This is a genomic window from Methylobacterium aquaticum (assembly GCF_001043915.1).
Taxonomy (GTDB): Bacteria; Pseudomonadota; Alphaproteobacteria; order Rhizobiales; family Beijerinckiaceae; genus Methylobacterium; species Methylobacterium aquaticum.
The window spans coordinates 1-14,757 of record NZ_LABX01000244.1 but is presented as its reverse complement, the minus strand read 5'-3'; the positions used below and the strand labels follow the sequence as shown (position 1 = coordinate 14,757).

General features: G+C 65.7%; 18 protein-coding genes. 8 read left to right on the top strand and 10 right to left on the bottom strand.

Annotation, left to right across the window (positions count from 1 at the left end; genetic code table 11):
* Nucleotides 1-78 precede the first annotated feature (78 nt).
* Together VP06_RS27245 and VP06_RS27240 are read right to left on the bottom strand one after the other, a co-directional pair.
* On the bottom strand, nt 79-528 hold the full coding sequence (locus VP06_RS27245) for a nuclear transport factor 2 family protein (protein WP_245291331.1): 450 nt from the start codon (nt 526-528) through the stop codon (nt 79-81).
* A 183-nt stretch (nt 529-711) separates the two neighbouring features.
* Complete coding sequence (locus VP06_RS27240; protein WP_048466943.1) at nt 712-1,467, bottom strand: SDR family NAD(P)-dependent oxidoreductase; 756 nt, start codon at nt 1,465-1,467, stop codon at nt 712-714.
* Between the two features lie 111 nt (nt 1,468-1,578).
* Between VP06_RS27240 and VP06_RS27235 the strand changes: the two genes are divergently transcribed.
* Nucleotides 1,579-2,472, top strand: a complete 894-nt coding sequence (locus tag VP06_RS27235) for a LysR substrate-binding domain-containing protein (protein WP_048466942.1) — start codon at nt 1,579-1,581, stop codon at nt 2,470-2,472.
* A gap of 260 nt (nt 2,473-2,732) precedes the next feature.
* Here the strand turns inward: VP06_RS27235 and VP06_RS27230 are convergent, their stop codons facing one another.
* A complete protein-coding gene (locus tag VP06_RS27230; RefSeq protein WP_048466941.1) occupies nt 2,733-3,707 on the bottom strand; it encodes a LysR family transcriptional regulator in 975 nt (324 codons plus the stop codon).
* A gap of 103 nt (nt 3,708-3,810) precedes the next feature.
* Here VP06_RS27230 and VP06_RS27225 point away from each other — a divergent pair, with 103 nt between their 5' ends.
* The 3 genes from VP06_RS27225 (at nt 3,811) to VP06_RS27215 (ending at nt 5,791) form a co-directional block, all read left to right on the top strand.
* A complete protein-coding gene (locus tag VP06_RS27225) occupies nt 3,811-4,533 on the top strand; it encodes an SDR family oxidoreductase (protein ID WP_048466940.1) in 723 nt (240 codons plus the stop codon).
* A gap of 54 nt (nt 4,534-4,587) precedes the next feature.
* Entirely contained in the window at nt 4,588-5,322 is a 735-nt protein-coding gene (locus tag VP06_RS27220; protein ID WP_048466939.1) for an SDR family oxidoreductase, read from the top strand.
* Between the two features lie 67 nt (nt 5,323-5,389).
* Nucleotides 5,390-5,791: a nuclear transport factor 2 family protein gene (locus VP06_RS27215; protein ID WP_048466938.1), complete on the top strand. Its 402-nt coding sequence runs from the start codon at nt 5,390-5,392 to the stop codon at nt 5,789-5,791.
* A gap of 100 nt (nt 5,792-5,891) precedes the next feature.
* Here the strand turns inward: VP06_RS27215 and VP06_RS27210 are convergent, their stop codons facing one another.
* From VP06_RS27210 to VP06_RS27190, 5 genes are all read right to left on the bottom strand, one after another.
* Nucleotides 5,892-6,224: a DHCW motif cupin fold protein gene (locus tag VP06_RS27210; protein ID WP_048466937.1), complete on the bottom strand. Its 333-nt coding sequence runs from the start codon at nt 6,222-6,224 to the stop codon at nt 5,892-5,894.
* 108 nt (nt 6,225-6,332) lie between these two features.
* Nucleotides 6,333-7,481, bottom strand: coding sequence for an FAD-dependent oxidoreductase (locus VP06_RS27205; RefSeq protein WP_048466936.1), 1,149 nt, complete (start codon nt 7,479-7,481; stop codon nt 6,333-6,335).
* A 287-nt stretch (nt 7,482-7,768) separates the two neighbouring features.
* The gene (locus tag VP06_RS27200) at nt 7,769-8,476 is read right to left on the bottom strand and encodes a helix-turn-helix transcriptional regulator (RefSeq protein WP_048466935.1); all 708 of its coding nucleotides are present in this window, start codon (nt 8,474-8,476) and stop codon (nt 7,769-7,771) included.
* A gap of 25 nt (nt 8,477-8,501) precedes the next feature.
* Nucleotides 8,502-8,918, bottom strand: coding sequence for a DUF1761 domain-containing protein (locus VP06_RS37390; RefSeq protein ID WP_048466934.1), 417 nt, complete (start codon nt 8,916-8,918; stop codon nt 8,502-8,504).
* 836 nt (nt 8,919-9,754) lie between these two features.
* The gene (locus tag VP06_RS27190; RefSeq protein ID WP_245291330.1) at nt 9,755-10,501 is read right to left on the bottom strand and encodes a DUF7986 domain-containing protein; all 747 of its coding nucleotides are present in this window, start codon (nt 10,499-10,501) and stop codon (nt 9,755-9,757) included.
* A gap of 27 nt (nt 10,502-10,528) precedes the next feature.
* On the opposite strand from VP06_RS27190, the gene VP06_RS27185 reads away from it, so the two are divergent.
* On the top strand, nt 10,529-10,861 hold the full coding sequence (locus tag VP06_RS27185; RefSeq protein WP_048466933.1) for a hypothetical protein: 333 nt from the start codon (nt 10,529-10,531) through the stop codon (nt 10,859-10,861).
* Here VP06_RS27185 and VP06_RS27180 read toward each other — a convergent pair.
* Nucleotides 10,833-11,693, bottom strand: coding sequence for a DUF429 domain-containing protein (locus VP06_RS27180; protein ID WP_048466932.1), 861 nt, complete (start codon nt 11,691-11,693; stop codon nt 10,833-10,835). The two genes, VP06_RS27185 and VP06_RS27180, sit on opposite strands and share 29 nt — an antisense overlap.
* A complete protein-coding gene (locus tag VP06_RS27175; protein WP_048466931.1) occupies nt 11,690-12,643 on the bottom strand; it encodes a DUF4357 domain-containing protein in 954 nt (317 codons plus the stop codon). The genes VP06_RS27180 and VP06_RS27175 overlap by 4 nt, the downstream gene beginning before the upstream one ends.
* Before the next feature lie 163 nt (nt 12,644-12,806).
* Between VP06_RS27175 and VP06_RS38815 the strand changes: the two genes are divergently transcribed.
* From VP06_RS38815 to VP06_RS37680, 3 genes are all read left to right on the top strand, one after another.
* On the top strand, nt 12,807-13,361 hold the full coding sequence (locus VP06_RS38815) for a type I restriction-modification system subunit M N-terminal domain-containing protein (RefSeq protein WP_053082057.1): 555 nt from the start codon (nt 12,807-12,809) through the stop codon (nt 13,359-13,361).
* Between the two features lie 638 nt (nt 13,362-13,999).
* A complete protein-coding gene (locus VP06_RS27165) occupies nt 14,000-14,458 on the top strand; it encodes a hypothetical protein (RefSeq protein ID WP_245291329.1) in 459 nt (152 codons plus the stop codon).
* Between the two features lie 91 nt (nt 14,459-14,549).
* Nucleotides 14,550-14,757, top strand: a 208-nt coding sequence (locus VP06_RS37680) for a hypothetical protein (RefSeq protein ID WP_210168131.1), incomplete at its 3' end; no start/stop codon positions are given.

The following is a 14,757-nucleotide window of genomic DNA, read 5'->3' as shown; positions in this document are numbered from 1 at the left end:
CTTGAATGGGTTTTGACCCTAAGCGTTTCAGAAACGAATGTTCTCACATGGCTGAATTAGACACCAGAGGCGATCTATTCAGCGCTCAAGCGCAGCCTCAAGGTTCCCAAGAACGCCCAGCTGCTGAAGGATAACCGACGGAAGATTGTAGCAGTGAAAGGATTTGACCTTGCCATCCTTTATGTGGAACACGTCACAGCACGGCGCATCCATCCGCCGACCGGTCGGGGCCAGCACGCCGCCGGCCATGGGAAAGTCGCCCTTGTGGGTGCCCTGCAGGGCGAGTTCGACGATGACCACATCGTCCTTGACGTAGAACGTGTAGAGTTCGCGATGCATATCAGGGAACGCCGAAGCCATAACATCAACGGGCAGTCCTATATCCTTCCCATGATACTTCTGCCCGCCGGGAACGTCGTAGAAGTAGCCATCTTCGGCAAACAGGGAGACAAATTTTTCGGTGTCCTTGGATTTTGCCTCCGCAAACGCATAGAGCTCGCGAATAATTTCTTCATTATTCGGCATCATTAAATCTCCTGATAGGAATGCGTGAAGCATCGTCGCTGCCTAATCAGGCACAGCTTCTGAGATATTTGCACGCGGATTGATTGCCTCAGGTCTTCCGAGGGTCGCAAGCGCAGAGACCGCTCGTGGAGCAGATAGTCGGCCCCGGGCCCATCACGCTTCGGCGCTGACTACGGCGTCTCCTTATCAGATCTGGGCTTGGCCGCCGTCAACGAAGAACTCGACACCGTTGACGAAGCTCGCCTCGTCCGACGCGAGGAAGAGCGCCGCCTTGGCGATCTCTTCGGGCTCACCCACCCGCCCGAGCGGAATGCGCGATCCCAGGTAGTCGAGGAGGCCCTGCTGCTTCTGTGTATCCTCGCCAGCCAGTCCAACTAGGCCCGGCGTGCGCGTCGCACCTGGGCTGACGACGTTGACGCGGATGCGGCGCTCCTTCAGATCAAGGATCCAGGTGCGCGCGAAGTTGCGCACTGCCGCCTTGCTGGCGGAGTAGACGCTGAAGGCCGGCGTCCCTTCGCTGCCTGCGGTCGAGCCCGTCAGCAAGACTGCACCACCATCCTTCAGAAGCGGGAGAGCCTTCTGGACGGTGAACAGCGTGCCCTTCACGTTGGTGTCGAAGGTCTTGTCAAAGTGATCCTCAGTGATGGCGCCGAGCGGCGCGAACTCGCCGCCGCCAGCATTCGCGACGACGACGTCAATCTGACCGTGCTTCTGCTGGACGGCATCGTAGAGGCGGTCGATGTCGGCGAGCCGCGCCATGTCAGCCTGGACGCCGGTGATGCGCCCGCCGATACGCTTTGCTGCGGCGTCGAGCGCCTCCTGTCGGCGACCAGTGATGAACACGGATGCGCCTTCCCGCGAGAAGGCCTCAGCTATGGCTAGACCGATGCCGCTGGTGGCACCGGTCACCACCACCACCTTGTTCTCGAACCGCTTAGTCATCGTCGTTCTCCATAATTCGGCCGCGTGTGAGCCGCTGCCGAGAGAGATGCGCCCGGAACGATGATGCGAACAGGCTGAGAAAGTGGCACGTAGCGTTCTAATTGGAGAACGATGATGCGCCCAGACCTCAACGACTACGTCACTTTCGCCGAAGTGGTCGCCCATGGCGGTTTCACCGCTGCAGGTCGAGCGCTTCGCGAACCGAAATCGAAGCTGAGCCGCCGTGTCTCGGCCCTGGAGGCCCGGCTCGGGGTGCGGCTCATCGAGCGCTCTAGCCGGCGCTTCCGGGTCACCGAGGTTGGGCAGACCTTCTACGAGCGCTGCCGCGCCATAATGCTGGAGGCGGAGCGGGCCGAGGCGCTGATCGCGGAAGCTCAAGCCGAACCATACGGGCGCATCCGCATGAGTTGCCCGCGGAACCTTGTGAAGGTGGTATCCCCTATCATGCGCAAGTTCCTCGACCGCTTTCCTAAGGTCCAGCTCCAACTTGTCGTGACGGATCGACCCGTCGATCTGATTGAAGAGCGGATCGACGTTGCGCTCCGCGTCCGCCACGAGCTGACGAGCGATGCATCTCTCACGATGCGGTCGCTCGGACACTCCCGCTGGATCCTCGTCGCCAGCCCGCAGGTCGCGAGCGGCCTCGGCGCCGACCTTGCCGACCTTGCCTCCGTCCCGACCATGGGCACGAGCGACGATGCAGGCGAAACCACCTGGATGCTGGAGCGCGAGAACGGGACGGCGCAGGTGCTGCGTCACGAGCCGCGGCTGACCTGCGCCGACTACGCCGTTCTCTGCGATGCCGCTGCAGACGGTCTCGGTGTTGCCTTCCTGCCCGATCACGTCTGTGCGGTGCACATCAGCTCCAGAAAACTTGTTCGCGTCTTCCGGGACTGGCGGAGCCGGGACGGCATCGTCCATCTCGTTTTCACGACCCGCCGCGGCCTACCGCCCTCTGTCCGCGCCCTCATCGACCATTTGGCGAAAGAGTTTCCGAATCTTTGAGGGTCGGAAATCCTGCGGTTGATGCTCGCGTTCTCAAGTAGCTTAAACTCAGATCGTCGATGGGTAGCTGCTTCGAGAGACGCTGATGCCAATCGTTGCGAACGGTATGTATAGGAACGAGAAGGTCAGCTTCCCGATAGAGAGGCGGAGTTCTCCCCTTTCGGACAACAGCCTGATCTCTTTGACGGTCTGCTTCAAGGCGGAAGGCGGACACCGTTTAGGCCATCATCACGTCCGCTTGCCGTGACTCACCATGGGCGTCACACCCATGGGGCTGGCGTCTCCTGCTCGATCTCTACGCTTGCGGAGAGCAGCCTGTCCCAGGGTGCAGGGGATGGGAACACCTCCTCAAGGAAAGCCAGGAAGGCTTTCACATTTGGGTTGCCGCGCCGGCTCTCCGGCCACAGTGCTGTGACAACCGACCGCTCAACGGCGAATTTCTGCAGGACTGGCACCAACACGCCTCGCTCGACGTAGGGAGCTGCAATGTAGACTGGCGAGATGCCTATGCCGCCGCCGGCCACCAGGACGGCCGCCACGGCGTCGCTGAAATCCGTGACGATGCCGGCGTTCGGCGTGAGTTCGACCGTGCGCTCACCGATCCGGAACGGCCAGCGTAGGGCCTGGCCCGTGCTCTGGAAGCGGAAGTTCACGCAGTCGTGGTGGACTAAGTCATCCGGATGCCGCGGCGTCCCGCGACGCTCCAGGTAGGCTGGCGAGGCGAAGGCACAGAGCCAATGCGGTGCGAGACGCCGGGCGACCAAGCGGGAGTCGGCGAGTTCGCCCACGCGGATCGCGACGTCGATTCCCTCCTCGATGATGTCGGCGAAACGGTCGCCCAGGCGCAGGTCGACGGACAGACGCGGGTAGCGCTCGCGGAACCGCGGCAGGGCCGGGGCAAGCAGGTGCATGCCGATAGGGATCGGCGCCGTCACCTTCACGGTGCCGGCAGGCTCGGAGCGTGCCGCCACCGCAGCCTGCTCGATCTCCTCGGCCTCGCGCAGGAGCCGCAGCGCACGCTCATGCAGGTCGCGACCTTCCGGCGTCAGGGTCAGCGAGCGCGTGGTGCGGGTGAACAGGCTCAGGCCCAGCCGCTCTTCCAGCCGCTGCACGCTCTTGCTGACCGCGGAGGGCGAGATGCCGAGGGAGCGCGCGGCGGCCGTGTAGCTGCCGAGCGAGGCGGAGCGCGCGAAGGCGATGATACCGGTGAGGCGGTCGAGACCGATCTGTTCCATGGCGGCATGATTGAAACGAAAACAGGCCTGATTATCAAGCGCAGGTAGACCGGCCATTCTTCTTCCCACGGGCGCTGTAGCGCCGCCGGGAAGGATCATCGTCATGAGCAGCAACCTCCAGGACCGCACCGTCGTCATCTTCGGCGGCACCTCAGGCATCGGCCTCGCTGCCGCCCAGCAGGCCAAGGCAGCGGGCGCTCAGGTCATCGCGGTCGGCTTCAATGCCGAGGGCGCCGAGCGGGTCGCGGCGGAGAACGGCTTCACTGGCTGGCGCGCCGCCGACGTGACCCGGCCCGAGACCATTGCGGCGGCGCTGACCGACATTCCCCACGTCGACCACCTCGTGCTGCTCGCCGGCACTTTCGTGGCCGGCAAGGTCCTGGAGGCCGAGGTCGACTACCTGAAGCGGGCCTTCGACGAGCGCATCTGGGCCGCCGTCCACACCCTTCGCGCCCTCGGCGACCGAATGGCGAAGGACGGATCGGTCACCTTCATCTCGGGTGCCCTGGCCGACCGCCCGAACGCTCAGGGCACTGCGGTGCTCGCCGCCGCTTCAGCCGCGATGGAGGCCTTCGCCCGCGGTCTCGCCTTGGAGATGGCGCCGGTGCGGGTCAACACCCTGTCGCCCGGCACGACTGACACGCCGCTTCTCGCCCGCACGCTGGGCGCCCACCGGGACGCCTACGTCGCCGCGCTGACCGAGAAGCTGCCACAGCGGCGCCTCGGCACCGCCGACGAAGCAGGAGCGGCGGTCGTCTTCCTGATGAGCAATGGCTTCATGAACGGCGAGACCCTGCACGTCGATGGCGGCGCTCGCCTCGTCTGATCGCCTGCACCCGACGAAGCCCGTCTTGCGATACGAGCCTTCAAGGAATTCCCCATGTCGCCGTCTCTCACCGGTAAAGTCGCCCTGGTCACGGGTGGGTCTCGAGGCATCGGGGCCGCCATCGTGCGCTGCCTGAGCCGGGAAGGCGCCACCGTCGCCTTCACCTACTCAGCCTCTACGGATCGCGCCGAGGCCCTCGCCGCGGACCTCGCGTCTTCGGCAGCCTCGGTTGCCGCCCTGAAGGCGGACAGCGCCGACCCAGTCGCCGTCCGCGAGGCCGTGCAGACCACCGTCGAGCGGTTCGGCCGGCTCGACATCCTCGTCAACAATGCCGGCATCCTCGTTCCCGGCGCGATCGACGATATCGAACTGGCCGACTTCGACCGTCAGGTCGCGGTCAACATTCGGGCCGTGTTCGTCGCCGCCCGGGAGGCCGCGCGCCACATGCGGGAGGGCGGCCGGATCATCTCAGTCGGCAGCGTCGGGGCCGAGCGCAGCGGCTTTCCGGGCACGACCGTCTACAGCATGACCAAGGCGGCAGTGGCCTCCCTGACCCGCGGCTTGGCTCGCGACCTCGGTCCCCGCGGCATCACCGTCAACACCATTCAGCCCGGTCCGGTCGCGAGCGAGATGTCAGCCGGCATGGAGACCATGCTCATCCCGCTGATCGCGCTCGGGCGCATGGGGCAGGACACCGAAATCGCGGCGCTTGCGGCTTTTCTGAGCGGGCCAGAAGCTGGCTTTATCACCGGGGCCGCCTTGACCGCCGATGGCGGCTACCTGGCTTGATGAAGGACGCTGGAGCGACCCCTTTCTCGCTCCCGATGCGATCCGCCTGCACCGAAGGAGATCAGTCATGTCCGAGCTCACGCATGCCGCACCACAGGCGCCGGAACCCGACTACGACCGCTTACTGCGGGCCAACCTCGAACGCGTCTTCAACGAGCGCGACGCCAGCAGGCGGGCTGCTGCACTGGACGAGCTCTACGTGGCAGAGCCGGTCATGTTCGAACCAACCAATGTCGTTGAGGGGCGGTCCGCCATCTCCATGGTCGCCGGCAACCTGCTGGAGCAGTTCGGACCGACCTTCCGGTTCACACCCGTTGGCACCACCGTAGGGCATCACGGACTGGGTTCGCTGCAGTGGCAGGCGGGTCCGGACGGCGGACCCGTCGCAGTCACTGGAGCGGACGTGGCCGAGGTCGTGGATGGCAGGATCGCGCGCCTCTGGGTGCTGCTCAATCGGCCGGTAGCGTGAGGCCGATACCGGACGGAAGCCACGGGTTCAGGATGCCTTGGCCTTAGGACCGACTGTTGAGGACAAACGGCAGCCGTCGGTCCTTCCCGGGCCTCGAACCCTAGTCCACGATGAAGAGCCGGGCACCATCCTTCGTCCACGATCGATGCGCCGCGTCGCCAAAGTCCGACACCGTGTAGCCCATGCCCGGCTTCATGATGAAGTTGCGACCATCTTTCAGTTCACTCGTCACTTCCCCCTCAAGCACGTAGACGATGTGTCCACGATCGCACCAATGGTCGGCCAGATAACCCGGTGAGAGTTCGACTACGCGCATTCTCACGTCACCGTTGTTGAGCGTCCGCCACAGCGCCGTTCCAGTTTCTCCTTGATGTTCGTTTGCAGGTAAGGCGTCCCAATGAACAGGTGTATAAGATAGAGAGGGCAGTTTCATGGAACGGTCCTGGCTGTCGCTGCTGCAAGGGGTCGATCGTGGAATGCCATCTTGCCAGGTGCTTAGGCTGTCAATGGCTCTTAATACCCTATGCATTGCATCCGCTTTTCACCCATTGCCGACGCTCGTAGAAGCTTTGGGTGCGAGCATCGAAACCACGCTGTAGGGTGCGTCAGCGCCGAAGAATTGCACCAGATTTTGCGCAGACGCATCGGCGATCTCGGCGCTGCGGGGGAACAGCTCGCGTTCGTATGCGGCAAGTGCCGTGCCGATGTCGCCAAGCGCCGCGACGATCGCTCTGGCGAGTTCTGCACCATCATAGAGGGCGAGGTTCGCCCCCTCGCCTGCAAACGGGGACATCAGGTGCGCGGCGTCGCCCAGCAAGGTCAGGCCGGGTCTATAATCCCAGCTGTGACCAACCGGCAGCGCGTGGATGGGGCGAAGGACGGGATCGGCGTCGCTCGTCGTGATGAGAGCGGTGAGGTGCGATGCCCACCCCGCGAACTCCGCCGCGACGCGGGCCAGTGCCGCCTCCGCGTCACGGAAGTCGATGGCATCGAACCAGGGCTCCGGCCTTGCCAGTGCCGTGTATGTTTGCAGCCGTCCGTCCGCGTGCCTGTGAGCCAGAATGCCCTGGCCCGGTGCCACGGCCATCAGCGTGCCTCCCCCGATCGCATCCGAGCTGGCCTTGCGGCGCGCGTCGCCGTCGTGGATGGTCGTCTCGACGAACGAGATACCCGTATAGGCTGGCGTCGCCCGCGAAAGCATGGGGCGGACTTTCGACCACGCTCCGTCCGCCCCCACGAGCAGGTCGGTCGTGATCGTCGCGCCGTTCGTGAAGGCGACCGCGTGCCGCCCGTCCCCGCACCCGGTGACCCTGATCGCCTTATGGCCCCAGTGGATCGTTTCCGGGGGGAGCGCGGCGACGAGCATCCGCCGCAGGTCACCGCGATCGACTTCGGGCCGATGGCCCGCGGAATCGCCGGGTCGGTCAAACAGGATGACGCCCCCCTGATCGACGACGCGCTTGGCGTCTTCGCCAGCGCGCACGAGGCGGAGGAAGTCGTCATGGAGCCCCGCGGCCCTCAAGGCGATCTGTCCGCTACGCTCGTGGATGTCGAGCAGGCCGCCCTGCGCTCGCGCATCGACCGAGGGCTCGGCCTCGTAGATCGCAGCCGCGATCCCGTGGATGTGGAGGATGCGGGCCAGCACGAGGCCACCAAGGCCCGCGCCGAGGATCGTGATGGACTGTCGCATGGCTGCGCTCCCGCGACCGTATGTGATCCAGCCCGTCTGAGCGCTGATCACTACGGTTGCCCGACGGTGTCGGGCTGTTGTTTCGGAGACGCTGGTCGAGCCACACGAGGTGCGTGGGTGACGTGTATTCGACGAGCCCAGAGGGGGCTGTCGTTTTTCGCGACAGGGCAAAATTACCGTCGATCATTGAGTTCGGCAACCACCCGTCTCACAGCGAGATCGACCTGCCGCTACCACCCGTTACCGACCTTCGATCGACGGGTGCTCTCGCTTTCTCGACCTAGCCATTAGCCAGCGGGTTGAACGACGGCGTGCCTCTCGCCCATCGTCGCCAGCCAGCGGCGGCGCAGGGCAACGGAACGCTCAGGGTAACGCTGGTCGAGGAACTCAATCGCCGTCAGGCGGTCGGTGCGGAAGATCCGAAAATCCTGCCGCAACTCGCACCAGGCCATGACGACGCGAACGGTTGCGACGTAGCCCACCATGAAGGGTCTCACGATACGTTCGCTGACGGAGCCGGACTCATCGACGTAGCCGATGGCAAGCTTCCGCCCCTCGCGGCACCACTTCCGGAGGCGTGCGACATCGATCTGGTCGCCATTACGCTCGCGCGCAGGCGGGGTTCCAACCACGGGATCGTCAATCACCGGGCGCAGCTCCTCTGGCACGATCGCGGCGATCTTGGCGAGCACGCTGTGCGCGGCGCGCGCCAGCGCCGTATCAGCGTTCGCGAGCACCCACTGCGCACCGAGCGCGACCGCTTCCACCTCGTCCACGGTGAGCATCAGCGGCGGTAGATCGAAGCCCCGATCGAGAACGTAGCCGACGCCAGCCTCACCCCTGATCGGCACCCGCTGGGCGACGAGCGCATCGATGTCGCGGTAGATCGTGCGCTTGCTCGTCTCCAGTTCAGCGGCGATCCGATCGGCGGTCAACGGGCCGGAAGCGCGGCGCAGCACCTGGATGATCTCGAAGAGGCGGTCGGCGCGGCGCATGGCCCGGCTCCGATAGCGGAAGGCTCTATGACAGCGCCACCAGGATCGCGCACGACATCAGGCTGCCAGCGACGAAGAACGGCGCGTTGAGGAGCGCGTAAGCGAAGGGCCGCGGGAAGAGCGGATTGATCGCGATGGTGACGGTCATCGGCACGAGATAGCCGACACCAACGAGCGCGCCCAGGGCGAGCGCGTCGCTGTAGGTCGTGATGCCGAGCGCGCGCAGTAAGGTCGCGGTAGTCGTGATGGTAATCGCACCGCACACAAACGGACCGGCAAGGAACAACGGTCCGGGCTTCTGCCGCGGCTGATCGGCGATGCCGAGCGCGGCGGCGTAGTGGTCGCCCACGAGCGCGGCGAACCAGATGCCGCCAAGGATGAAATGTGCGGCACTAGCGACCAGGACGGCGAGCCAGTTCACGTGAGAGAGGGCGTTGATCATGGGTCCTGCATCCTTGCTTCGGAGTGTCGAGGACCCACCGGTAGGGGAGCGCTGCTGCCACCGTGCTGTCAGCAGCAGCGGCACGTCGAGTGGGATTTCCACGGTGGTCGATCGAGGCGGCATTGGCCGTTTATGGCATGTCGCGAACGACGGCTTTCTAACCCGAACGGCCCTTCGAGCGGTCAAGCTGATGGGATCATGACCGTGCCGGAGCTTCTCTACGTCCCTCGCAGGGGCCGGACCGCCAAGGATCGCACCCGCCAAGGGCTGGGCCAGGAGCGCCATGAGCACATAAGGCACCCCTCACGATGAGGGTCGGATTTTCTTGGACTTCGTGATCCGCGCTGCCGAACGCGCCCACGCCCGAACGCGGCTTGGTCGGGCTCCGTCGATAGCTCAGGGACGGCGGACTCAAGTCCTGGGCGCCCGGATCGCTCTCCGCGGCCCGATGCGGCCCATTTGTGCCTCGGACAGGCTCCCAATAGCTCAAGCAGAGCTTGCAGAGCGCTAAGTCCTTCATGGATCATGATGTCGATCTAGCACCGGCTCTACTCGTCCTCCACCTTCGGAGGGCAACGCTCTATCCAGCTGAGCTACGGGTGCTGACCGCGAAGCCTCTCTAGCCCGGCTCCGCCCGGAGCGCAACAGGGAAAGGGATCGCGAGGCCGCTCAAAGGGATCCGGGCGAAGGCTCCTGCGGCAAAGGTCACACGGTCGAATCGTGTCGGCTGCGCCGGGGGAGGCGAGGTTGGGCGCGGAGGAGTCGGTATCGTGCCCCGGGTGCGGACGGCGTGCGGCGCGGCCGACGCCGCGTGCCGCTGGTGTGCCGGCTGCGCCTCACTTCGGCTGTCTGCGGCCCCGGCGAGGCCGTGCCATGGGCGTGTCTTGGGGAGCGCCGGCCTCTCGCATCGGGGCTTCGACAACAGCCTCAGGTATGTCCACCTCCTCGACGACCGTTAGGCTTCGCGCCTGGATGTCGTCGGCGTAGAGCGCGGCCGCCAGCGAGTGGCGAATCGGCAGGCGGTCGCCGCGAGCGGCGGCCCGCGTGCAGAACGCGACCAGATCCTCTCGCGGCTCGACGATGATGCCGAAGCCGGCATGGAACGGCCCGGCCTCGAACAGCCGCATGCCGATCACGAGGCCCTGAGGTGCCGAGGCTTCGATGCCTTCGTCGACGAGCCAGAAGCGGCGTCCAGCCGCCATCAGATCCTCGAGCCAAAGGCCGGCCTGCGCGTGCCGCTCGGCCACCCGGAAGATCGACACGAATGCATCACCCATCCGGCGGGCGACGTCCTGCTCGGTCGGGTCGAGGGCGGCGAGGCGATCGCGGAGGAAGCTGTCAAAGACGCGCCGGCCGCGCTGGTTGGGCTCGAACAGCGCCACGTCGCACAGCATGTCGAAGATCGTGTCGTCTTCGAGTTGCGCGTTGTCCACGAGGCCGAGGTGCTTGGCGGCCCGGTCGAGGTCGGGCTTCTTGCAGGCGTGCACGGCCTGCGCGAGGACGGCCTGGATCGCGCGCCGGATCGGCCGATACTGCGAGAGGATCGCGTCTCGTGACATCGAATTCTCGCCGGTCATGATCATCCCTCCACCCGACAGGAAGTAGGTCGCATGAGCAGCATCCAGGAGCGGCTCCAGGGCCGCTGGCGCATCACCGAGACTGGCACCTGGGACAACGACTATCTCGATCTCGTCGAGCCGGCCTTCATTGCATTCGAGCAGAATGGAGCGGGCGAGTTCCGCTTCGGAGCGGTCGTCGCGGCTCTCGACTGCGCCTACAGCCAGACCGATGTCGGTTTCCGGTTCCAGGGCTCGGACGAGGGTGATGAGGTCTCCGGCGAGGGCTGGGCCGAATGCAAGGGCGTCGACACGATCCACGGCGAGATCGCCTTCTGGAACGGCAAAGAGACCACCTTCAAGGCCCGTCGCTGGCCGAAGTCGTGACGCGGCGCTCGAGGTCGACCGGAACGGCGTAAGCCTTCGCGGCAGTCTCGAGCCGCGCCCGGACTGAAGGGCTCGCCGGCGCCACCATGTAGCCCGCAATGCGGTCGCCGATCATGATCGAGGTCTCTCGCGGCTGGACGTGCCAGTGCAGCCCGATGAGGGCACAGAGCACCGCGTCAAGCCGATCCTGGTCGGCCTTGCGCGGGGTCTCGATCCGCGCCAGGTCGTCGGCCCAGTCCGCGAGCCCTGCGACTTCGGCCGCGATGGCCTGTTTCCGAACCGCCGCGATCACCGCTTGCCAGCCCGCCAGCGTGAAGGTGTTGCGGCGGGCCGGGTTGTAGCGCGGTCCGCGCAGGCGGCCGTCGAAGGCGGCATCGAGAGATGGCATCGCCAGGGCGGGGAAGACCTCCATCAGGTAGAGGCCGCGCGAGGCCTCCCGCGAAGCCTCTGGGTCCTCGATTGCGCCGAGCCGCTGCTTGAAGCGCCAGAGCGGAGCCGTGTCGTCGAACATCCCGATCTTTGCTCGGTTCGCCGGCTGCACCCCGCCGCCGAGCCAGGAGATCAGGGAGGCCGCGACCCGATCGACCGGGCGCATCCCGGTCGCGTTCGGCACCAGGGTCGGCTGGTCGAGGGCGACGAGGCGCAAGTCGCTGGCCGCGCCCTCCGCTTCGATCGCCGCGAGGGCCTCGGCGAACGAGGCGAGGCGCGGCGGCACGAGGGTGCGGCGCCCGGTCCGGTCGATGCGGATTGTGCAGATCGCCCCCGGCGCACGAGGGTTGTCGGTCCAGGCCGAATCGAAGCCGATGATGCTGGTCGTCACAGGCGCGCTCACGGGCCGGCGCTCCGCAGAGGCACAGCCCCCTCACCCAGCACATCACGTTCGCGAAGCACGTCGCCGAGCCGCTTCCGATCCGTGATCCTGATCCAGTCACCATGCCCCGTCGAGCTGCGGCCCTTGACCAGCGCCGAGGCCGGCGAGGGACTCGTGAAGGAGATGTCCTTGGTCAGCCGCAGGCAGCCGTCCTGCGGCACGAGCGCGTTCTCACCGGCGAGCTGCTCGCGCAACTTGCCGACATTCGCGGGCAAACTGTCGGTCGTGGTTGGGCTGATGAGCGAACCGGCGCGGAGCACATAGCCGTCGCCGATCATGTCGAGATAGGCTTTGTGGGTCTCGCTGCGCGGCTGTGCGCTCGCAAAGAAGCTCTGCGCTACAGGCGGCTGGGCTGGCGCCACGGGCACGTCCGTCGGAGCCACCAGACTCGCTCCAGGCTCCTCGAAGAAGGCGAAGCCGAGAGCCTCGAGCACGTAGATCATGTTGCCGAGGAACGTGCCCATGCTGGCCGTTTCGGCCTCCGGCAGCTTGGAGCCGGTCGGCGTCGAGCGGTTGGCGATCCGGACCTTGCCCTCGTTTTGGCTGAGCAGCTCCCAGACCTCGCGCTCCAGCCACTTCACGTGGGCGCGGGTCAGGTTGTCGTCCTTGTTGGTGAAGACCACGAAGCTGTCGAACGGGATGGGGAAGGGCGATGCCGCATAGCGCTGCACGAAGTCGTCGCTCTCCCCGACATAGACCTCCGGCAGGTCGTCTCCCCCGGCGCTGCGGATCAGGAGGTAGATGCAGGAGCGCGACAGCTCGTCGCGCGCGAGCGCCTTCTTGAAGTAGGAACGCCGGCCCATCACGGCCATGCCCCACCAGTTGTCGAGCTCGACCGTGCGCAGCGAGCGTGGATCGTCGCCGGTGATGAACAGCTTGATCAGGCGCCCGGTGACGCGGTGTCTCTCCATCGACCGTCCCGCCTCGCATCCGGCCTCTGTCCGCCGTATGGCGGATCGATCCGCAACCCCGTGTCGCCGATGCGCAACCTTAAGCGCAAATCGATCGTCCCGGCAGCCGCGCCGTTGCCGCTGAGCGCGCCGCCGTGACAGAAACGGCCGCTGGAGGATCGGCATGCTGACAGGCGAACTGCGCAACAAGATCGACACGGTGTGGAACGCCTTCTGGTCGGGCGGCATCGCCAACCCGCTCGAGGTGATGGAGCAGATCACCTACCTGCTGTTCATCCGCGGGCTCGAAGACGCGCATACGCGGGAGGAGAACAAGGCGAACCGCCTCGGCAAGCCGATGGCGCGGCGGATTTTTCCCGAAGGAAAGGACGGCATCGGCCAGGCGGGCGGCCTCCCTTACGAGGAGAGGCGCTGGTCGTGCTTCCGCAACAAGGCGCCGGCGCAGATGGTCGCGATCGTCGCCGATCACGTCTTCCCCTTCATCCGCACCATGGCGGGCGCGGACACGGCGCATGCCGCGCACATGACGGATGCGCGCTTTACGATTCCGACGCCGGGCCTCCTGGCGAAGGTGGTCGATCTCCTGGCCGACGTGCCGACGGAGGATCGCGACACCAAGGGCGACCTCTATGAATACATCCTCGGCAAGATCGCGAGCGCCGGCCAGAACGGACAGTTCCGCACGCCGCGCCACATCATCGAGCTGATGGCGAGATGACCGCGCCCGCCCGAAGGACGTGATCTGCGATCCGGCCTCGGGCACCTGCGGCTTCCTCGTCGGCGCCGGCTAAGACTTGCGTGATACCCCCCAAAAAAATCTTCCGATGCGCGGCACTATGCGAGCCTTTCGACGGCGAAATGTTCCGCAGCTTCGACTTTGAAGGCACGATGTTGTGCATCGGCTCAATGAACATGTTGCTGCATGGTGGAGAGAAACGGATATCCGCTACAAGGATTCTCTGGTCGAAGAGCATGGCGGAGACGTCGATCGCTACTCGCTCGTGCTGGCAAATCCGCCCTCCGTCGGCTCGCTCGATGACGAGACAACGGCTAAGCTCGACTTTGTCGAATTTCGGCGGGTCGGAGGCCCGGGCCGAGCGGGGGTGACGAAGCAGGCGTGCCGGGTAGGCTGGCGCGGTTTCGACTAAGCGACACCGCTATGCCGGACCTGCCCGCCCGCTTCGCCGGGATCATCCTGGCTTTCGCGCCGTTGTTCGTCCACCAGTCGTCGGCCGACAGCGGCTTTGCGGCCCTCCTTTCCCGGCGCCCTGAGCCGCCGCGGCGTGACGGTCGTCACCCGCCGGCGACACGGCCGTCTGGTGGCACGCGGGTCTGCCGCTGGTGCCGGTCCGCAGGGTGCTGATCCGCGACCCCGAGGAGCGTTTTGCGCCTCAAGCGCTGCTGTGCTCTGACCTGACCGGTGACCCGGAGCAGATCGTGACCTGGTTCGTGCGGCGCTGGAGCGTCGAGGTCACGTTCCAGGAGACCCGCGCGCATCTGGGCGTCGAGACTCAGCGCCAATGGTCAGACAAGGCGATCGCCCGCACCACGCCCTGTCTGCTCGCCCTGTTCTCGATCGTCACCCTGCTGACCGCGCGACGGCCCGTCCGCGAGTGCAAGGCGAGGCAGGCCGCCTGGTACCCCAAATCTCCACCGTGTCGGATGCGCGGGCCAGCGTGCGACGGGTGCTCTGGCGCGAGCGGGCTTTGGCAACGTCACGCCGCCGACGTCACAGAACAAAACCTCGCTTCGCTCTGCCACCGTCATGGGACGATGCCCTCTGCAACCCCGCGTGAATGGACGAAGGCGAGCTGAGAGGCCGGAACGAAAGGCGGCTTATCATCGACCGTCGATATCGGGTGTCATCGAAAACGCGACCCGCCCCCCGGCGGGATCGAGCCGCTCCATGACCGGCAACGCGACGCGCATCGTCGCGCGCCAGCGCAACCGGACTTGGCGAAGAACCGGGCTTGGCGAAGTAAACGGCCGACTTATCGAGAATATTTCGTCGTTCATTCTCGCAATTCGACGCGCGCGTGCAAGCTATGGTGCGTCACTATCCATAGTGCACGACAGTGGCGTGAATCCTGCCGGCGCTGGGCTCTCCCACTCGC